Here is a 21,006-nt window from a genome sequence, read left to right on the forward strand (position 1 = left end):
CTATGGCTCCAACAGCCTGCCCAGCAGCGGATCTACTCCCAAAAAGTCCACGCAGGCCTGCAATTGTTTACTTTTTCTTTTGTCTCCCGTCTTTACCGCACGAATAAGTATGTTCTTCGGCGTGTGTTCCATGTCAATAAACTCCAGGATTTGAACCTGATAGCCCTCTTCCTCCAGGCGGCCTGCCCTCAGTGCATCTGTCACCAGAGCGGCCATTCTCTCCTTAATCAGTCCGTATTTCAGCACCGGCTCCAGCATCTGGCTGTGAATCTGCCCATTCAGCTCATGCTGGCAGCAGGGAACCGATAAGATCACCTTTGCCCCCCACTTTACCGCCTTTTCCAGCGCATAGTCTGTGGCTGTATCGCAGGCATGGAGGGTGACCACCATGTCCACCTTTTCCGCTCCCTCATAGGAAGCAATATCCCCGGTGAGAAATTCCAGCTTTTCATACCCATAGCGATCCCGCAGACTGCTGCAGTGCCGAATCACCTCCTCCTTCAGATCCAGACCAATGATCCGCACGTCCAGTCCCTTGAGCACCTTTAAATAATAGTACATCGCAAAGGTCAGGTAGGACTTCCCGCATCCAAAATCCAGGATCGTCACTTCCCCTTCCCGCTCAAGCCCGGGCCGAACATCCTCAATAAACTCCAAAAAGCGGTTGATCTGGCGGAATTTGTCGTATCGGGCTTTCACTACCCTGCCCTCCGGCGTCATCACACCCAGATCAATCAAAAAGGGAACCGGAACCCCCTCCTTGAGGATATACTGCTTTTTCCTGTTATGCGACAGCAGAACAGCCTCACCCTCCTGCTCCCGCTTTCTCCGTTTTACTGTCATGTTCCCCTTTTTCCCGGAGAGAACCGTTATGTTCTCCCCAGTAGTCAATATCTGAAGCTGTTTAAAGTCCATGCGCATCCAGTCCATGACCACATCCAGCAGTTCCTGCTTTTCATAATTGGTGTGAAACTCCTGCTTTCCCTCCTGCCTGGAGGCCTGAAAGGCCAGCCTGCCTCTCTGCTGAATGGGCCGAATCCTGACCTTTGCCGGCCCTTCCTTTTTCCTTGCCCCACTGAGCACCATATGTACCAACTTATCACTGGCGCACTCAGCCAATATATCGCGTACCTTTTCCATTGTCTGCTCCCCTTTTGCCAAGTACCCTAAATACCTCTGCACTGTCATGTACAGAAGTTTGTCTCTATCTGAGATAAAGTCATGGCGAAACGCCATGACTTTACTGTCATGTATCTATTGTAATGTCTTTACCCAAAAACCTCAACAACAATTTTTTTAAATTTTTGTGTCATGTATCCTGGATTTAATACCATCTGCGGCAATTTCTGTGCCTGCACCTTCTGCGGTACATCTCCTGAAAAAGCAATACCTCTATCAGGTCATTCAGCCAGTTTTTATTTGGGGGATATCTTCTCCTGGTTTCCTGGTTCATGACAAAGACTTCGTCCTTGTCATCCGTTTCCGTGAGTTCATGGTTGTCTTTTACCTTATCATAGATCCCATCCCTAATCCTGGAAAGCATTACCCGGTCGGGCTGTTCATCAAACATCATGCTTCCCTCGTACTCCATCTTATCACATTCTTCCTCCACAAACTTTAGAATGTCTCTGGCAACCTCAGGGTACATCTCCTTCAGCCTCTGCATATCTCTCTCGTTTTCCTGCTCCTCCATAAAGGCCACGGGATATCCGTAAGCCTGGTAGTAGGGTAGAGGCGTCTGTTCTGTTCCGGAAAAGGGAGGCATTGCCGGCCCAGGCCCCATGGGCATCTGCTGTCCCGGCATACCAGGGCGGTAGTCCGGCTGCATTCCATTTCCGGGCGTAAAGGGGCTGTAGCCAGGCTGCATTCCATTCCCGGGCATAAAGGGGTTGTAGCCAGGCTGCATTCCGTTTCCGGGCACACCGGGCTGGTAGTCCGGCTGCATTCCGTTCCCGGGCATTCCGGGCTGGTAGTCCGGCTGCATTCCATTCCCGGGCATTCCGGGCTGGTAGTCCGGCTGCATTCCGTTCCCGGGCATTCCGGGCTGGTAGTCCGGCTGCATTCCGTTCCCGGGCATCCCAGGCTGGTAGTCCGGCTGCATTCCATTTCCAGGCATTCTGCGCTGGTACCCCGGCTGTATCCCATTTTCCATCATTCCGGACTGGTAGCCAGGCATCCTTTCATTTCCCGGCATCCGGTTTTGATATGAGGGCGGCGTACCGGTCTCTGACTCGGACGAATCTTGGCTGTGAACCGCTCCCCTATCGCAAAGCCCCGTATCAGCCGCGTTTCTCCTGCAGTATGGACAGCCTGTATAATTTGCACGATCTTCCATATTTAATACATATACTCCTTTTAGGACGTTTACTATAGTATATGTGAGAAAAGCGGAAGTGTACATTTTATTGTAATTTTGAAACTGTTCCATACTCACAGTTACATAATTTTTTCTACTGTCAAAAGTCCAGGCCAAGTACTGGCACAGCGGCATAGACAAAGGTGCAGTCCTTTGTACTGCTGTAGTACATTGCCACATTTAAATTTATTGCCTCATCCTCCTGCATCACATATTCTCCCAGCCATGGTGTGTATGCATAAACGGTATAGAGCTGCATGTCCCTGTTTTCAGACACTACTTTGGCTCCCATGTCCTCCAGAAGCTTATCCGTAATGGCATTTCTCTCCTCCAGCGACAGCTTGCCCTGGTAGCTTCCAATTATATTAGCGGAGCTTCTGCTGTTTTTGCCATAGGTATCCATCAGCTTATCCAGCTTCTTGCGATAGCTCAGGGCATCTTGCATCCCGCTGTCAAGGGAAAGGTTGATAATCACGTATTGTACCGGTTCCTCCCCTTCCTTGGTTGACGTGATCAGCCTCAGAACGGACTTGGCCTTCCACGCCTCCTTGACAAGCTTTGTCTCCTCCCTGTCATCGCCGTAGGTCCTGGTCACTGTCATATTGTCATGTATGCCCAGCTGAAGGGCTATTTTTTTCAGGAACATCTCGCGTTCATCCAATTCCAGAAAGTCTTTTTTATACACCCCATAGTATTCCACCACACTGCTCTGGTCAAAGGCTCCCACGTTGGCGAATACCTCCACCACCCGGTCCTCCTCGCTGGCCCGGCCTTGAACCAGCTGACCTGCAGCCAGTACCCAGAGAATAAAAAGAGGCAAAATCCAAAATTTTTTCATAAAAAATCCCTCCATTCAGTTACCAAAAGTATTACCAAATGGAGGGGTTCTATTCGATTATTTTTTTTCTCCAGTACGGTCCGCCAGCTCGATTCTGACTAATGCCTTGTGCAGGGCTATCTCCGCTCTGGCCAGGTTAATATTGGGGTCCTGCATCTGAAGTCTGCGCTCCGCGCGCACCTTTGCTTCCTCTGCGCGATTCCGGTCAATCTCCTCCGGCCACTCTGCCTCCTCCGCCAGGATACTCACTTTATCCGGCAGGATCTCCATAAACCCAGAGTGAATCGCAGCTGTGCGCTGTCCTTCATCGTCCTTGATCACTACTATGCCCGGCTCCAGGATCATGGTCATGGGAATATGCCTTTTGTAGATTCCCACCTGTCCCTCTGTGGTGTTGAGCTCTACCATGCTGGCTTTACCCTTAAAAAAGACCCGGTTGGGGGAGATGATCTCCAGTTCAAAATATTTGTCATCTGCCATCTGCACACCCCCCTATTTCACGCGGGCGGTTACATCATCAATGGTTCCTGCGTTTAGGAAATAGCTCTCCGGTATGTCGTCATACTTGCCCTCCAGGATCTCTTTGAATCCCCGGATTGTCTCCGACAGGGGCACGTACCGTCCGTCCACGCCGGTAAACTGCACAGCCACAAAGAAGGGCTGGGACAAGAATCTCTGCACCTTTCTGGCACGGCTCACCACCAGCTTCTCATCCTCGGAGAGCTCATCCATACCCAGAATGGCGATGATATCCTGAAGTTCTTTATATTTCTGCAGTATCTCCTGCACTCCTCTGGCCACTGCATAGTGTTCCTCACCCACAATACGCGGGTCCAGGATGCGTGAGGTAGACTCCAGTGGGTCCACTGCCGGATAAATTCCCAGCTCCACAATGGATCTGGACAGCACTGTGGTGGCATCCAAATGGGCAAAGGTGGTTGCAGGCGCAGGGTCGGTCAGGTCATCCGCAGGCACGTAAACTGCCTGTACGGAGGTTATGGAGCCGTGCTTTGTGGAGGTAATGCGCTCCTGGAGCGCTCCCATCTCGGTCTGCAGTGTGGGCTGGTAGCCCACTGCTGAGGGCATTCGTCCCAAAAGTGCGGACACCTCAGAACCCGCCTGGGTAAACCGGAATATGTTGTCGATGAACAGCAGCACATCCTTTCCTCCCTCATCGCGGAAGTATTCCGCCATGGTGAGTCCGGTCAGACCCACACGCATTCTGGCTCCGGGCGGTTCGTTCATCTGCCCGAATACCATGGTAGTTTTGTTGATTACGCCGGATTCCTGCATCTCATGGTAGAGGTCATTTCCCTCACGTGTCCGCTCTCCCACTCCGGTAAACACAGAGTAGCCTCCGTGCTCTGTGGCAATGTTTCGGATCAGCTCCTGGATCAACACGGTTTTTCCCACCCCGGCTCCCCCGAACAGACCGATTTTTCCGCCCTTCTGGTAAGGACAGAGCAGGTCAACCACCTTGATTCCTGTCTCCAGCACCTCGGTGGAGGTGGACTGTTCCTCAAAGGGAGGTGCGGACCTGTGGATGGGCAGGTGCTTCACCTTCTTTGGCGCCTCTTTATTGTCAATGGGATCGCCTGTCACATTAAAAATGCGCCCCAATGTCTCCTCACCCACAGGTACACGGATGGGGCCTCCGGTGGCAATTGCCTCCATACCCCGCACCAATCCGTCTGTGGAGCCCATGGCGATACATCGCACTGTATCATCTCCCAGGTGCTGGGCCACTTCTGCCACTAGCCTGGACCCATCTTTCATGGCAATATGGATGGCTTCATAGATATCAGGGAGCCTTCCCCCCGTAAACTTAATATCCAGAACGGCGCCGATGACCTGAGTGATTTTTCCTTTATATTGTTCTGACATGGTTTGTATTCACTCCTTTATTATTCCTGTCTGCCGCAGCTGCCTCAACTGATTGCCTCTGCTCCGGCTATGATTTCCGTCAGCTCCTGTGTGATAGAGCCCTGTCTTGCCCGGTTGTACTGCAGGGACAGTTTATCAATGATTTCCTCCGCATTGCTGGTGGCGGAGTCCATAGCCTGCATCCTGGCTCCATTTTCACTGGCAACCGCCTCCACCAGTGCGCCGTACAGCAGACTGGTCATATATTTCGGGATGATGATGTCCAGCGCCTCCTCTTCCTCCGGCTCGTAGTTCATCATGGCCCTGGACTCATCCTTTGTCAGCTCCGCCTCGGAAAACTCTACGGGCAGCAGCTTGATCAGCTTTGGCTCATGTACCACGGTATTTTTAAAGGAGGTGTAGGCCAGGTAGATCTCTCCCACTTTGTTCCCGGAGAAGTCCTCCAGAACCCGATTTCCGATCTCCCTGGCATCGGAAAACATAGGGGCATTGATCACATCGCTGTAGTCCTCTTTGATCTCATATCCCCTTTTTTCCAGGGTTTCTTTTCCCTTCCGGCCTATGGTATAGATTTCCAGATCCTCTTTGGGAAACCCGCTGTCTGTGACCAGCTTTGTCACATTGGAGTTGTATCCCCCGGCAAGCCCCCTGTTGGAGGAAATGACGATCACTGCCTTCTTTTTGGAGTCCCCCGGCCGCAGATATTTATGGTCTATATAACCTGACCGGGCCAGAATGGAGGTCACTGTCTCGTACATATAGTCAAAATACGGCTTGGAACTCTCCGCCTGCGCCTTAGTCTTCTGCAGCTTTACTGTGGACACCAGCTTCATGGCCTTGGTGATCTGCTGAATACTGGAGATACTGTTTTTACGTCTTTGAATGTCTCTCATGGAAGCCATATGCTCTCACTCCCCTCTAGCTTTTAAAACGCTCTTTGCATTCTTCAATTGCCTTCTGAAGAGCAGCATCCGCTTCCCCGGAAATCTGCTGTGTTCTTCGGATCTCCTCAGGAATCTCGGGATATTTTGTATCAATATACTCAAATAGCTGATGTTCAAAATCCAATATATCCTTAACCTCTATATCCAGCAGAAACTTTTTCGTGGCTGCATACAGGATGAGAACCTGGTACTCAACAGGCATGGGCTGGTACTGAGGCTGTTTCAGCACTTCTTTGATGCGCTCGCCCTGGGCCAGCTTCTCCTTGGTATCCTGATCCAGCTCGGAACCGAACTGGGAAAAGGCTGCCAGTTCCCGGTACTGGGCCAGCTCCACACGGATGGGTGCGGCAATCTTTTTCATGGCTTTGATCTGGGCCGCACCGCCCACTCTGGATACGGACAAACCTGCATTGACTGCGGGCCGAAAGCCTGCATTGAACATTTCGGTCTCCAGGTATATCTGTCCGTCTGTGATGGAAATGACGTTTGTGGGAATGTAGGCGGATACGTCTCCCGCCTGTGTCTCAATGATGGGCAGTGCCGTCAGGGAGCCTCCTCCCAGCTCATCAGAGAGCTTGGCCGCCCGCTCCAGCAGCCTGGAGTGGAGGTAGAATACATCTCCGGGGTAAGCCTCACGGCCTGGCGGACGCCTCAGCAGCAGGGACAGGGTACGGTATGCGGCCGCGTGCTTGGTCAGATCATCGTAGATCACCAGCACGTCCTCACCTTTTTCCATCCACTCCTCACCTATAGCACAGCCCGCATAAGGGGCAATGTACTGCAGAGGTGCCAGCTCACTGGCTGTGGAGGCCACCACCGTGGTATAGTCCATAGCGCCGTATTCTGTCAGGGTCTTTACGATTCCGGCCACTGTGGACGCTTTTTGTCCAATGGCAACGTAAATGCATTTTACCCCCTGGCCTCTCTGGTTGATAATGGTATCAACTGCAATGGCAGTTTTACCTGTCTGTCTGTCTCCGATAATCAGCTCACGCTGCCCTCTCCCAATGGGTACCATGGAGTCAATTGCCTTGATTCCTGTCTGTAGAGGTGTGTCAACGGATTTTCTGGTGATAACTCCGGGTGCCACTCTCTCAATCTGACGGTATTTGTCCGCTGCTATGGGACCCTTGCCGTCTATGGGAAGGCCCAGGGCATTTACCACACGCCCCAGCATGCCATCGCCTACCGGCACCTCCACCACAGTTCCTGTGGTTTTTACAGTGTCGCCCTCACTGATGCTGGTGGCTCCGCCCAGCAGAACGGCGCCCACATTGTCCTCCTCCAGGTTGAGCACCATGCCGTGCACATCTCCTGGGAACTCCAGCAGTTCGCCCTGCATGGCATTCTCCAGCCCGTGGATTCTGGCTATACCGTCAGCTACCTGGATGACGGTACCCACATCTGATACGGACATCTGGGAGGAATATCTTTTAATCTGCTCTTTAATCACAGAACTTATTTCCTCTGGTTTCAAGTTCATAGAGCCTGCCCACCTTCTTTCTGTTCTTCTAATGTTATTTTCAAAAGCTGCCCTTTGAGTGTCTCCAGCTTATGCTTCAGACTGCTGTCCACCACCCGGTCTCCAAGCCGGATCACCATACCACCCAGGAGGCTTTTATCCACCCGGTAGGTGATTTCCATCGTCTCATATCTGGTGGTGACGAGAAGCGTCTCTTCTATTTTCTTCTTCCACTGGGGGCTTAGCTCCATAGCAGAGTCCACCTGGGCAATACCTATCTTTTTATACTCCTTCATCTGGCTGATCAGATAAGTAAATATAGCCGGGAGCTCCTGATACCTCCCTTTTCTAACCACAGTCACCAAAAACCCGGTGACATCGTCCGACACCCTTCCTTTGAAGCAGTTTTCAATCAATTTTTCTTTTTCTTCTTTTACGATATCCGGATGCTCCATCAGGCGTGTAAGCTCCGGGTTCTCCTTCAGCACTGCGTCCACAGCCAGGATTTCCTCCATGACCTCATCCACCCGGTGCTCCTCCACAGCCAGCTGAAACAGAGCGTCTCCATACACCTTTGATGCTAACTTAGCCATGTCTGATCACCTATATCCTTTAAGGTCTCATCCACCAGAGAATCCTGAAATTTTGTATCCACCGCGCCTGCAACCACCTTTTCAGCCATGAGCGAAGCGATCTGAACCATCTCCCTCTTCATATCATCCGCAGCTGCTTTTCTCTCCAGCTCGATCTGGGCATTGGCCCTGGCAATGATTCTGGCCGCTTCCTCCTTGGCATCCTCCAGGATTTTTGCTTCGTTTTGCAGCGCTTTCTGTCTGGCCACACTCAAGATCTCTTCCGCTTCCTTATCGATCCGCCTGATTTTTTCATCGTACCGGGCTTTAAGGGCAGCGGCGTCTTCCTTATCCTTATTGGCTGTGTCAATATCATCCTTTATCTTATCCTGACGCTTCTTAAGCATCTCCCTTGCTGGGTTAAACAGCAGGTAGGACAGGAAAGTGAACATAACAAAAACAGCCAGCGCCAGCAGTATGGCGTCGTGGATCAGCTGCGGGTCCAGATTAAACAGTCGTTCCAAGGTCCTGCCTCCTTTCTTCGTCATTTTGCACAATTTTTGCATTTTCGACCGGGTCATTTTTCAAAAACGACCAGGTCGTTTTCGGAAATGACCCGGTCAAAATTAAAGTTTTCCGAGTAGTGGGTTTGCAAACAAAAGAATGAAGGCAATTGCCAATCCGTAAAGTCCCGTTGTCTCCGCTACCGCCTGTCCCAAGAGCATGGTGGAGGTAATGTCTGACTTTGCCCCCGGATTGCGTCCTACCGCGCTGGCGCCGTATCCGGCTGCGATTCCCTGGCCGATACCAGGTCCGATACCTGCGATCATTGCCAAACCTGCTCCAATGGCTGAACAAGCTAAAATTAAACCTTCATTTGTTATCTGACTCATATTGTGACTCCTCCTGTTTCTTATAATTTGTTTATGTTTCCACAGCCTGTAGCAGGCTGGTTTACATTGAATCCATTATGCCTCCGGCAGCTTGTCCGAGACAAACACCATGGTCAGCATACAGAACACGTACGTCTGGATCGCCCCCGAAAAGATATCAAAATAGATATGCAGAAACCCCGGCCACCCTATGGCGATTGGCGACAGCAGCGAATAAATCAGGGACATCATAACCGTTCCCGAAAGAATGTTTCCGAAAAGACGCAGCGACAGTGAAAATGGCACCGCAATCTCTCCGATCAGATTGATTGGGAACAGAAAGGGCAGAGGCTTAAACAATCCGGTAAATGCCCCAAACTTATTGTACCTGATGTTGTTATACTGGATCAGTGCAAAGGTAATCAGGCCCAAGGGTAAAGTAACCCCATAATCCGCAGTGGGCGGCCGCAGGCCAAACAGGCCTGAGATATTGCTGATAAAAATGAAAACAAAGATGGAACCAATATAGTTCACAAACTTCTTGGCGTGTACCCCCATGCTGTTGTACACCATCTTATCAAGCATCTCCACAATCATTTCCACCACATTCTGAAACCCTCCCGGAATCTCATCGGCATGGCGCATCTTCCGGTTGGCCGCAATGGCAAAGATCAGAAGCGCAATCATGACAATCAGAATGCTGACGTGGGTTGTGGTGATCCAAAACTCCTGTCCAAACAGTGTGTACTTGAACAATCCATGAATCATAAAATCCACATCATTACCCGACGCCAGCAACTGACCAGTTAAAACTCCAGCAGTCATCACATTTTCACCTCCCCTTTTTACATAATTTTTGATTGAGCCTGTGCAGTACAGGCTGTAAGTAAGCTCCAAATTTCAGGGACAGCACCCCCAGGAACAGCGCTGCCACACTTCCCAGATGCAGAAAACAGATGGCAGCCATGGCCAGGATCATGACCCCCATGCGCAGCACAACCATTTTTCTCATATACCCCTGGGCATCCTCCTCCTGCATTTCAAGGGACTGTTCAATGCTGTAGTTCATGTGTACAGCCATAAACACCGCAATCCCAACTCCCAGCCAGAGGCCTACGGCAAAGCTTCCCTTATCGGATGTAAACCAGACAAACAGAAGTTGAAAAACAACTCCCAGTAACAGGATACCGAAAATCAGCTCTTTTAATACAGTGCTCATCTCCTTTACTGCATTTTTGATCATTTCTTCTTCCTCCCCTCCTCATCTGTCAGTCTGCGCACCAGCAGATAGGTATTCCTTGCACCAGCCAAAATTCCCAAGATCAGCAGAGGAATAACGGTACTCCACCCAAATCTGCGGTCAATCCAGTATCCCGCGAAAACACATAAAATAACAGGAGCCAGCATGCTGATGCCAATCTGTGTGATCATAGCAAGATTTCTCATTACGCTTTTGTCGAATTTCATCAAACTGTCTCCCTTTCTGTACTCACCTCTTACCTGGAAGAGATTTTAACCTTATCTTAATTCATTTTCTCCAAATTGTCTAGTAATATATACCAATTTTGCAGAATTTTTTTGTTATACTTTTGACAATATTGCTTATTCTTTAACACAGTATTCAGATAATGATGTGATCTTGTTTTGTTTTATTTAACAGTGAGATACATATACACCAGCATGTATATTTTACCATATTTACCCCAATTTTCAAGCCAAATTATGTCATATAGTACAAAAATGTCAAAAGCGACCGGGTCATTTTTGAAAAATGACCCGGTCGCTTTTGACATGAAATTTTATTCTATTACCACACCTTTTTGAAGCATTACATTGGCGTAAAGTGCTTTTTCACCGGAGGTGAGGACTGCATATGCCGTTCTTGTCTGATCGTAAAAATCAAACCTTTCAATGGTTCCGATAGCCTCCGCTCCCCTGCTGTCATACTTCGCTACAATTTCTTTGTAAGTATCCCAGATGGGTGTCTCCACTGTATCCCCCGGCATTACTTCCATCAGCTTCACCGGCTTATCCACGTATGTGTCCAGCGGAAATACCTGCAGTATTGCGTCCAGCAGTTCCGGCACTCCGTGTCCGTCGCAGTGGATAACAATAGCATTTTTCCCCATGGACTCTGCCGGAAAGTTTCCATCCCCGATTACCAGACGGTCGCTGTGTCCCATCTCGCAGAGTACTTTTAAGAGTTCAGGTGATAATATTTTTGGAATTCCTTTTAGCATGTTTATTGCCCCCTCCTGTGCTTCCTATAGTTGTTTTTTCTGAGAGCCAATGCATAGGCATTGACTCTCTCATTATAACACACTTTTCCTTTTTCCAGCAACTATTTCATTCGCACAGACCTCATGGAAGAAAAGCTACCATATACGACTTTCGATCCATTTTTTACATAAGCTCTTACCTTAAAGCTATACTTTCTGCCCTTCTTTAATTTACTTTTTATGCAGCTGGTTTTCTTTGTGGTTGCAACCTTCTTAAACTTTCCGCTGCCCGCCTTCATATAGATCTGGTAACCGGTAGCCCTTACTTTTTTATAAGAGATTTTCACCTTGCCGTTACTCTTTTTAAGATTTGTGATCTTTGTCTTACCCGGCTTTGTGGCTGCCAGAACTTCCTGTGAAGCTGTTCCTTCTCCTGCTTTGTTTATTGCCGCTATGCGTACCTTGTATTTTGTACCGCTGTTCAGCTTTGAAATATTCAGGCTGGTAGAAGCAGTCGTTCCGGCAGTTGTCCATTTCTTCGTGCTGTAATTATAGACATCTACCTTATAGGAGTCTGCTCCCTCTGCTGCGTTCCAGGTCACGTTCATCGACACGGTAGTCTCACTTCCAACCTTCACAGAACTTACCTTACCAGGCACCGTCTGAGCTGTCTTCACCGCCACGGTAACCCTGCATATTCCCACAAAGCCTCCGTCTGAACTAATAGCAAGTACACTGGCCGCTCCCTCTGCCACTGCAGTTACCTTGCCCTCCTGACTCACTTTTACAATCCTCTCATCCGTTGAGTGCCAGGTCACCTTTTTATCTGCTGCATTTTCAGGCAGTACCTGTGCCTGCAGTTGTAAGGTTTCCCCAATAGCCGCAAGCTTCGCTTCCTCCTTGTCCAAAGCAACTCCGGTTACCGGAATTTCTTCCCGAATTTTTCCTACATTTACTTCACATTGTGCGGTAAATCCGCCATCCTCTGTGACTGCGGTCACCGTGGCTCTTCCTTCCCCGACTGCCGTAACCAGCCCGGTCTCATCCACTTCAGCAATCTTGTCATCAGATGAAGTCCAGGTCACTTTTTTGTTCGATGCATTTTCCGGTAAAAGGAATGCCACCAGTTGTGAACTCTTTCCAACTTCCGTTAAGGTCACGCTGCTCTGATTCAGAGTGATGCCTGTCACACTGACGGTTTCCTCTGCAATTTCCACATGCACTTTACACTCTGCTGTAAATCCGCCCTCAACGGTAGTCACAGTTATAACAGCATCTCCATTCGCAACAGCGGTTACCAGTCCGTTGTTATCAACAATGGCAGCCTTTGGGTTGGATGTACTCCAGGTTACCTCTTTATTGGTCGCATCATCCGGTAATACGGAAGCACTCAACTGAATAACTGCACCCGCCGCTGTCAGCTGGGCTGTATCCTGGCTGATCGTCACACCTGTTACTGCTACTGTCTGAGGAGCCTTTACCGTAATCTCACATGTTGCCGTAAAGCTTCCGTCTTCCGTGGTTGCAATAATCGTTGTATTACCTACGGCCACTGCCGTTACCAGGCCGTTTTCATCCACTGCTGCCACTTCCGGCACCGTAGATGTCCAGGTGACTTTTTTGTTATAGGCATTGTCCGGCTGCACGGTTGCAGTCAGCTGCATCTTTTCTCCCACCTGGGACAGAACTGCGCTTTCTCTGTCCAGTAAAATTCCCTCTGCCGGCTGTTTGTATTCCATTTCAAATTTATCAATCACAGGGCCTGCCTTGGCGCTGGCAGTAAACACCCACTCACCTGCTCCTGCTTCTGGAACAGTAATGTCAAATTCCTCAGTCTTATAAACATTTGGATCTGGTCCATAGACATCCGCAGCGCCTGAGGAGACGTTAGTTCCGTCCCACTCAAAGGCATTGGGACTGGCCTGAGCCCTGCCGCTGCGGTAGGTTGCCGTCACATGATAAGTTCCCGCTTTTTCCGCCCGGAACGCCAATCTGATTTTATTGCCATCCTCGAACCAATTGATCTCTTTTCCGTTGCTGGCATCGGTTCTGGTTGTTATACGCACGTACTTATTTCCCTCAATAGGATCCAGCTTGAAATGCTCTGCTTCCAGGGTTCCTTTTTGAATGGGAAGCACATACGGATGAGCCTCTGTATAGTAACTGAATGCAAACTCAGCCTCAATCACAGCGTCCTCCTTGAGATCCGCAAATGTATATGAGGAAACAGCCCCCACAGATTCTCCGTTCACAAGCACATCACTGATCTCATATCCCTCATCGGGCGTGATAGTATAAGTTTTGCTGTCCAGCTCATTTATTTTCGTCTCGCCGGGATCAGAGATACTTCCTCCCTCCCCTGCGGAAGCGGTAATTGTGTAATCGTGCAGTTTAAGCTCCTTAGGAGAAACTACAAGCTTATCAATCACAGGGCCTGCCTTTGCTCCTGCTGTAAAGATCAGTTCTCCCTCGCCTTCCTCTGCCACCTCTAAATCAAATTCCGCTGTTTTATAAACATTTGGCTCCGGTCCATAGACATCCAGGGTGCCTGAGGATACATTTGTTCCGCTCCACTCAAAAGCATTTGGTGACGCCTGGGCTCTTCCGCTGCGGTAGGTTGCCACAACATGATAGGTTCCTGCCCTTCTGGCTGTAAAGGCCAGTTTAATTTTATTTCCTGTCTCAAACCAGTTGATCTCCTTGCCATTGCTTGCATTGTTGCTCTCCGTAATGCGCACGTACTTGTTTCCCTCAATGGGATCCAGCTCAAAGAATTCCGCCTCTAAAAGACCATTTTCACTGTCTCTGACAGGAAACACAAACGGATCTTCTTTTGAATAGGAGGTCCTAGCTACAAGGGCTTCCAGTTTACTCTTCAGTTCCCCGTATGCCTCCCTGATCTGAGTTGAAGTGGGATTTTCCCTTGCTACTACATCCTGCGCTGCCTCCAATGCTGTTTGAAGCTCCCCATAACTCTCCCCAAGATAATGGTTGCTGTTCTTGGTCTGAGCTGTGCTGATCAGCTCTTCCAATCTTTCCCTGGTAATCGAAGTCTGATCAATAATCGTCACAGTGGCTGTAGAATTAAATCCAACAGCCGCATTCTCATCGTCCGCTGCTGGCACTACCTCCAGGTAAAACTCACAGTCATCTGTCTTCTCGTTGTTGATCTTCGTCTGAATTGTTGCCTCTTTTTCTGTCTCTCCGTCCGCAAATTCAAGTCTCAGTCCATCTGTAGGCACATACTCGCTCTGTACGGCGCTTCCGGGATTGTCCTGGAGCAGTACGGTCATACTTCCGGCTGTTCCCCCCACTCTTCTGACTTTTACAGTCAGGGAATCTCCCTCGTTTACCACATACTCATCCTGTTCCAGCTCAACCATGCCCCTGCTCTGATTATCCAGTGCATAGGCTCCCTGGATTCCAATCGCTTTATTTGCGGTAATGCCTTTGATCCTTACAGTATGTACTCCGGGCTCCAGAGTTGGGGTTTCATAAATACGCACATTTACTTCTCTGGCCTGCCTGTATGTATCAAAGGTTTCGTTCGGCGTCTCACTGCCGTCCAGATAAACCTCTGCTTTTCCGTGATTGGGGTCAACGGTTCCCACGATCCATGCCTTAGTCCCTGTAAAGGTCAATGTACACTCTGCAGGTGCATTTGCCCACATACCAGTACCATTGATAAAGGATGCGTTGGACTCCTGCGTCCACGCGGATGCATTGTAGATAAAGCCATTCCCATCCGTTACGTCCTTGTCCAAGTTATCAATCACTGTGAGAGAATCCGGCACTGCATTTCCTATGGCAAATTCCTTGCTGGCCTTGTAAACCCCTACTTCACTGATCAGCGGAACCGCATACTGGCTGTTTACAGTGATTCTCAGCTTATCCGCCTTCACCGGTGTCTTCCTGCAGAGACGCTTCGCGCCGACGGTAGTCCCCTCCTCAAACACCTGCCAGTTTCCGCTTCCATTTTTATACTCTACCTTATAGGAAGTGATCCTCTGTCCAAGCTGAATGGCCTCCTCAATAGAAACCACGTCAAAAGTCTTGGTGCTACCCAGATCCAGAGTGAGGCTTCCGGACTTGCTCTCATCATCCATAGTCCAGTAGGTATTGTCATCTCCGTCCAGCACGTTATCAGGTGCAAAGGCCACATCATTACCTCTCACAGAAGATGCTGTCACAGTGGCATTCCCTGCCAAATTGTTACCGAATGTTTTCTTAACCTCCTGGCCAAACTCCGTAATACGGTTTAAGATGGCTTCATCTACGGTTCCATCTCTGTTTGGCGGCACATTCAACAAAAATGTAGAATTGTATCCCACAGATCGGAAGTACATCTCGCTGAGCTGCTGCATAGTCTTGGGCGTTGCCTTGTTTGGTCCCCAAAACCACCCTGAAGTTATGCGCGCATCACACTCGGGCACAGTCCACTGATTCCCTTCCGGAAATCCCTTTGTGTAGCTGCCGATATTGTTGCTGTTTATCGTATTCTTCTCTTTGTCCACATTTGACTTTGACCACGTCTCCTCATTTGCAAAACCCAGTTCGTTTCCTATCCAGCGAACCGTGGTATATGCCTGCGCGCCAAAAAGCATACAATCCGCTTCTCTTCCCGCAGCTTTACCCTCGTACTTTTGAATGGTGTCAAACCATTTGACAAAATCATAGTTCTGAACAGCGGAGCCGCTTCCTTTTGCCCCGTCCATCCAAACTTCATTAAACTTGCCCTTATTTCCATATTTGTCATTTCCAAGTATCTCAATAATCTGGTTATTATAATACTCATTATAATCCAGTACATCCTTTTTATAAACCTCTTCCCAGGTCATGCCGTCCTTTGGGTTTCCCGAACTGTCAACAAGGGCATTTCCGTTCTCATCATAATAGCCATAGCTGGCATTATTTACATCCCACGGCGAGAGATATAAGCCCATGTTCATATCGTATTTTGTGCAGGCAGCTGAGAGTTCCTCTAAGATATCGCCGTTATAAGGGCTGCTCTCCACATCATGATCCGTATAGGCGCTTTTCCAAATACAGAATCCATCGTGATGCTTGGCCGTAACAATCACCTTCTTAAATCCCGCTTCCTGAAGCGTCTGCACATAAGTGTCTGCATCAAACGTTTTCGTGGGATTGAACTGGCTGGGGGATTCTTTTCCATTTCCCCACTCAGATCCTGTAAATGTGTTCATTCCAAAATGACAAAATGCCGCCAATTCTTCTTTCTGATACTGGTATTGATTGGCATCCGGTAATGCTCCCCATGCTTCAGGCGGAGTTGACTGATTATTCCTTAGAATTTTACCCCCCCCCCCTAATGCAATTTCATTTTCTGCTGCTTCTGCGGTTGATGCACCTGCAATTCCTCCCAGGGAAGGCACTGCCAGTAAACCTGCCAAAGCCAAAGACATGATTCTCTTCCATGTACGCATGCTTTTTCCTCCTTAAATTTAAAATATAAAAAAGCCTGTGCTGCACTGGCTGGAAACTCTTCGTTACTGTCCACACCTTGATCAGCAACATCTCTTCTGTCCCAAACCAGCAAAAGAAAGAATTTTTTACTGGACGTTTGGCATTATCCAAGCTATACTATAGAACAGAAGAAGTCTCCAGTTATCTCAATTGTTGTTTGGACGCGTCAATTTTGATACCTATGCTGCAGGCTTCTTTTTCTTTGATAACAAAAGCGGGGACAATCTCATCCCCGCTTTTCACTTTTTCTAAGTGTAATTATTATAGAAATGTTATAATATAATTGCCGATTACTCGTACAGACACGGAGCGATTTCTTCGCTTTCCATATTATCTGCTGTGTACCATAAGCATCCTGTATCAACATCCTCTACAGCCTCGCCCTTAGCTGCTTTTGCTGCCAGCTCAACTGCTTTGTAACCGATCTGTACAGGGTTCTGTGTGATGGAACCAGCCAGGATGCCATCTCTGATTGCCTGTAACTGGATAGCGCCTGCGTCAAATCCAACACCAACAACTTTTCTGTCAGAGTTTGCGCCCAGTACCTGTAAGCTCTCGTTTGCTGTAACAATGTTCTTAGCTGAGAACTCGTTGGAGCCGTAGATTGCTACCAGGTCAGTCTTGTTTAACAGAGTGTTTGCAACCGTTACACAAGCTGCATCGTCAACTGTTGCAGGGATACCAACTTCGATGATAACCTTTGCACCGTCAACTGCTTTGTTGTATTTGTCATGTCCCTCAACACTTGCTTTGTCCTCTCCGATCAGAGAAACCATCTTGTCCACGAAACCACCGGTACGCTCGCCGATAGACTGGGAAGTAGCATCCTGAGAAACAACACCGATTCTTACAGTCTCAGCGGGATCTGTAACCTGATCCTTGATCAGCTCGTACAGATTCTCTGCTGCCAGCTCGCCTGCTGCATAGTTGTCGGTTGCTGCATTGGCAACTACCACATCTGTGGAGGCTCCCGGAACACCGGAGTCAAATCCGATAACAGGAACGCCTGCGGACTCCAGAGCGCCCATTACGGAATCCGGATCAAGAGCTGCGAGGCAGATCGCGCTCGGTTTTTTGTTGATAGCGTTGTTCAGCTGCTCTACCTGCTCTGCAACTGCACTCTCGTTCTGAGGTCCAACAAAGTTGGTTCCAGCCAGACCTAAGTCTGCTGCTGCCTGCTCGGTACCTAATTTAACTGCCTTCCAGAAGTCGTGCTGGAAACCTTTTGCAACGATCTCAATGGTAACATCACTGTAATCGCCAGATCCTGCATTTGCATCATCTGCAGGTGCTTCTGTAGTTTCAGCCGGAGCCTCTGTAGTGTCTGCCGGAGCTTCTGTCTCAGCCGGAGCTTCTGTTGCTGCTGTAGTCTCCTTCGGAGCCTCTGTTGCTGCTGCTGTCTCTGCGGACTTGTTGCCGCATCCTGCTACCATTGCTGCTACCATAGTTGCACAGAGAAGTGCACTGATTGCTTTTCTTTTCATTCTGAAATTCCTCCCTTAGAATAGATTAAAAGAATAAGATTGTTAAAACCTGTATATAATCCCCGGCAGCTTTTAGCTGCCAGGTGTATTATATCGATATATAGTGTTTACTGCGCTGTATTTCGCGCTGTTCTTAGCCCTGTTTTTTTCTGTTTACAACGTCCGCAAATACGGCGATGATCAGAACAAAACCAGTGATGAATAACTGCCAGTGAGGCTGTAAGCCTACAAACGGAAGTCCCGTCTTCAGAACCGACATGATGAACACACCGATTAAGGTACCCGCGATGGAACCAACACCACCGGAGAGGGATGTGCCGCCGATGACAACGCCTGCGATGGCGTCCAGCTCAAATCCGTTTCCTGTTCCCGGCATCAGAGTGGAGTAGATAGCCGCATAGGAAATACCTGCCAGTGCTGCAAAGAAACCACTGATAATAAAGGCCAGAGTCTCCCATTTTACTACGTTCACACCAGACAGTCTGGTTGCCTCTTTGTTGCTTCCAAGCGCCAGAATGTAACGTCCCGGACGAGTCTTATTTAAAAGGATTGCCATCAGAACAGCCATTACAAGCAGTAAGATGAATCCTGTGGGGATTCCCGCTTGGGGAAGCCCGTCTGCCCTTAACTTGAAAATACTTCTGAACCAGGCGCCTGCTGCCTCTCCCTGCGGGAAGGTAACGCTGGCGGTTCCTGTCACAATAGAGCCAAGTCCTCTGGTAATCATCATGGTACCCAGAGTTGCGATGAAGGCCGGAAGCCCCATCACGGAAACCATAAGTCCGTTTGCCAGTCCGAACAAAACGCCGATCAGCAGTGTGAGGATCAGGCAGAGTGCCATGGGAAGCCCCGCTTTTGTAAACAGCGTACCGCCGATCAGTGAACAGCAGATACACAGAGTACCGATGGACAGGTCAATTCCGCCTGTAATGATTACAAAGGTTACGCCGATGGCCATGAAGCCAATATAATAAGATGAATCCAAAATACTTACGAATGTGCTGTACTGTGCAAAGTTGGCTCCTGCAATGCAGAAGAACACGAACAGTACCACCAGGGCGGCAATGGCCACCAATTTCTGAGTGCCGATGGCACCAGCAATTCCTTTTTTATTTGCTTTTTCCATTTCTCTTTACCCTCCTGATTAATCTCTTAAAGTTGCCGCATGCATGATATTTTCCTGGGTAGCCTCCTCAATGCTCAGCTCCCCTGTCTTTCTTCCCTCGCACATTACAACGATTCTATCGCTCATACGCAGAACCTCTGTGAGCTCGGAAGAAATCATAATAATGGATTTCCCCTGTTTTACCAGATCGTTCATCAGAGAATAGATCTCACTCTTGGCGCCTACGTCAATACCTCTCGTAGGCTCATCAAAGATCAGAATGTCACAGTCTCTGGTCAGCCATTTTGCAATAACAACCTTCTGCTGATTACCACCGGATAAATTTCTCACCTTCTGCTCTATGGAAGGTGTTTTCGTCTTCAGAGCATTCACATATTTTTGGGTGACTTCCTTTTCTTTCCGCTTGTCAATGAAAAGACCGTTGGTAAAGTGCTCCAGGGAAGCCATTGTGGTGTTCTCAGCCACCGTCTTCTCAACATTCACCCCGTACCGTTTCCGGTCCTCAGACAAATATCCAATTCCTGCCTTTACCGCGTCCTGAGGGCTGTTGATCGTCACCTTTTTGCCATTTATGTAGATATCGCCACTGTCTTTTTTGTCCGCCCCGAACAGTGCCCTTGCGGTCTCTGTTCTTCCTGCGCCCATCAGACCTGAGAAACCTAGGATCTCTCCTTTGTGAAGCTCAAAGCTCACATCGCGCACCATCTTGCCCGCGTTCAGATGCTCTACTTTGAGCACCACCGGCGCATTTTTAGGTACGTTGCTGTGGCTCTTGGGCTCCTCGTAAACCACGCGCCCAACCATCATGTTAATGATGTCATCCTTTGTGGACTCCTCCGTCACGATGGTTCCCACATACTCTCCGTCACGCATAACGGTCACACGGTCCGTGATCCGCTTGATCTCATCCATTCTGTGAGAGATATAAATAATACCGATATTCTTTTTGCGCAGATCCTCAATGATCTTGAAAAGCTCATTGATCTCCGCGTCTGTCAGCGCCGCTGTGGGTTCGTCAAATACGATTACCTTGGCGTCAGTGGAAATGGCCTTGGCAATCTCGCACATCTGCTGGCGTCCTACCGTAAGCCTTCCCATAGTCTCCTTGGGATCAATATCGATGTTCAGAAGCTTAAAGAGCTTACTAGCCTCCTCATTCATCCTTCTGTCGTTGATAATCTTGCCATTCATACTCTCACGGCCAATGAAAATGTTCTGTGCAACTGTCAGATGGTTCATCATATTCAGCTCCTGATGCACAATCACGATTCCTGCCGTCTGGGCTTCCTTGGGATTCTTAAATTCTACTTGTTTTCCTTCAAAGGTAATTGTGCCCTTGTCCTTGGCGTAGATGCCTGTCAGCACCTTCATCAGAGTAGACTTTCCGGCACCATTCTCTCCCATCAGCGCGTGAACCTCGCCTTTTTTCAGCTCCAGGTTTACCTCTTTTAAGGCATGCACACCAGGGAAAGACTTGTCAATACCTTTCATTGTCAATATTACGTCGCCCACTATTTCACCTTCCATTCCCTTTCACATTTAACATTTATCGCTTCAGCTTATGAATATTTTATGACCAAATTATGAATAAAACAATGGAATATATTCTGAGAAAAGGTAAAAATTTTACTTAAATGAAAAAGAATCCCGCGAGCGGGATTCTCCGCCTGCGGCGGGTCGCTTTAGCGACATTATTCCTTTCCGCCGCAGTGCGATCCCGCCCGGAGGGCTTTTTATATCATAGGGAATTCCGAAGGACTTTCTT

General features: G+C 48.8%; 18 protein-coding genes. All 18 read right to left on the reverse strand.

The annotated features are described in order from the left end of the window. On the reverse strand, positions 1 to 1,140 hold the full coding sequence (locus tag AC0THY_RS02285; protein WP_489992852.1) for a class I SAM-dependent methyltransferase: 1,140 nt from the start codon (positions 1,138 to 1,140) through the stop codon (positions 1 to 3). A gap of 184 nt (positions 1,141 to 1,324) precedes the next feature. Continuing rightward, complete coding sequence (locus AC0THY_RS02290) at positions 1,325 to 2,335, reverse strand: hypothetical protein (protein WP_489992853.1); 1,011 nt, start codon at positions 2,333 to 2,335, stop codon at positions 1,325 to 1,327. A 121-nt stretch (positions 2,336 to 2,456) separates the two neighbouring features. Then, the gene (locus AC0THY_RS02295; RefSeq protein WP_489992854.1) at positions 2,457 to 3,194 is read right to left on the reverse strand and encodes a YwmB family TATA-box binding protein; all 738 of its coding nucleotides are present in this window, start codon (positions 3,192 to 3,194) and stop codon (positions 2,457 to 2,459) included. A gap of 57 nt (positions 3,195 to 3,251) precedes the next feature. Continuing rightward, a complete protein-coding gene (gene atpC / locus AC0THY_RS02300) occupies positions 3,252 to 3,674 on the reverse strand; it encodes an ATP synthase F1 subunit epsilon (protein ID WP_489992855.1) in 423 nt (140 codons plus the stop codon). A gap of 12 nt (positions 3,675 to 3,686) precedes the next feature. After that, positions 3,687 to 5,078: a F0F1 ATP synthase subunit beta gene (atpD, locus tag AC0THY_RS02305; RefSeq protein ID WP_489992856.1), complete on the reverse strand. Its 1,392-nt coding sequence runs from the start codon at positions 5,076 to 5,078 to the stop codon at positions 3,687 to 3,689. Between the two features lie 44 nt (positions 5,079 to 5,122). Then, a complete protein-coding gene (gene atpG / locus AC0THY_RS02310) occupies positions 5,123 to 5,980 on the reverse strand; it encodes an ATP synthase F1 subunit gamma (RefSeq protein ID WP_489992857.1) in 858 nt (285 codons plus the stop codon). 16 nt (positions 5,981 to 5,996) lie between these two features. Next, the gene (gene atpA, locus AC0THY_RS02315; protein WP_489992858.1) at positions 5,997 to 7,505 is read right to left on the reverse strand and encodes a F0F1 ATP synthase subunit alpha; all 1,509 of its coding nucleotides are present in this window, start codon (positions 7,503 to 7,505) and stop codon (positions 5,997 to 5,999) included. Then, positions 7,502 to 8,077, reverse strand: a complete 576-nt coding sequence (gene atpH, locus AC0THY_RS02320; RefSeq protein ID WP_489992859.1) for an ATP synthase F1 subunit delta — start codon at positions 8,075 to 8,077, stop codon at positions 7,502 to 7,504. The genes atpA and atpH overlap by 4 nt, the downstream gene beginning before the upstream one ends. Then, complete coding sequence (gene atpF / locus AC0THY_RS02325) at positions 8,065 to 8,580, reverse strand: F0F1 ATP synthase subunit B (protein ID WP_489992860.1); 516 nt, start codon at positions 8,578 to 8,580, stop codon at positions 8,065 to 8,067. The genes atpH and atpF overlap by 13 nt, the downstream gene beginning before the upstream one ends. A 102-nt stretch (positions 8,581 to 8,682) precedes the next feature. After that, the gene (gene atpE / locus AC0THY_RS02330; RefSeq protein ID WP_489992861.1) at positions 8,683 to 8,949 is read right to left on the reverse strand and encodes an ATP synthase F0 subunit C; all 267 of its coding nucleotides are present in this window, start codon (positions 8,947 to 8,949) and stop codon (positions 8,683 to 8,685) included. Between the two features lie 75 nt (positions 8,950 to 9,024). After that, entirely contained in the window at positions 9,025 to 9,753 is a 729-nt protein-coding gene (atpB, locus tag AC0THY_RS02335) for a F0F1 ATP synthase subunit A (RefSeq protein ID WP_489994135.1), read from the reverse strand. A 7-nt stretch (positions 9,754 to 9,760) separates the two neighbouring features. Further along, entirely contained in the window at positions 9,761 to 10,171 is a 411-nt protein-coding gene (locus AC0THY_RS02340) for a hypothetical protein (protein ID WP_489992862.1), read from the reverse strand. Next, positions 10,168 to 10,395 (reverse strand): AtpZ/AtpI family protein, encoded by a 228-nt coding sequence (locus AC0THY_RS02345; RefSeq protein WP_489992863.1) that lies wholly within the window; start codon positions 10,393 to 10,395, stop codon positions 10,168 to 10,170. The genes AC0THY_RS02340 and AC0THY_RS02345 overlap by 4 nt, the downstream gene beginning before the upstream one ends. Before the next feature lie 332 nt (positions 10,396 to 10,727). Next, on the reverse strand, positions 10,728 to 11,168 hold the full coding sequence (locus tag AC0THY_RS02350) for an RbsD/FucU family protein (RefSeq protein WP_489992864.1): 441 nt from the start codon (positions 11,166 to 11,168) through the stop codon (positions 10,728 to 10,730). A 101-nt stretch (positions 11,169 to 11,269) separates the two neighbouring features. Beyond that, positions 11,270 to 16,591, reverse strand: coding sequence for an Ig-like domain-containing protein (locus AC0THY_RS02355; RefSeq protein WP_489992865.1), 5,322 nt, complete (start codon positions 16,589 to 16,591; stop codon positions 11,270 to 11,272). 330 nt (positions 16,592 to 16,921) lie between these two features. Further along, positions 16,922 to 18,115 carry an ABC transporter substrate-binding protein gene (locus tag AC0THY_RS02360; RefSeq protein ID WP_489992866.1) on the reverse strand — a complete coding sequence of 398 codons (1,194 nt, stop codon included), beginning with the start codon at positions 18,113 to 18,115 and terminating at the stop codon, positions 16,922 to 16,924. A 133-nt stretch (positions 18,116 to 18,248) separates the two neighbouring features. Next, positions 18,249 to 19,241 (reverse strand): ABC transporter permease, encoded by a 993-nt coding sequence (locus AC0THY_RS02365; protein WP_489992867.1) that lies wholly within the window; start codon positions 19,239 to 19,241, stop codon positions 18,249 to 18,251. A gap of 18 nt (positions 19,242 to 19,259) precedes the next feature. Next, positions 19,260 to 20,753 (reverse strand): sugar ABC transporter ATP-binding protein, encoded by a 1,494-nt coding sequence (locus AC0THY_RS02370; protein ID WP_489994136.1) that lies wholly within the window; start codon positions 20,751 to 20,753, stop codon positions 19,260 to 19,262. Positions 20,754 to 21,006: the final 253 nt, after the last annotated feature.

The sequence above is a fragment of the Ruminococcus sp. 8Y-12 genome (assembly GCF_058119865.1).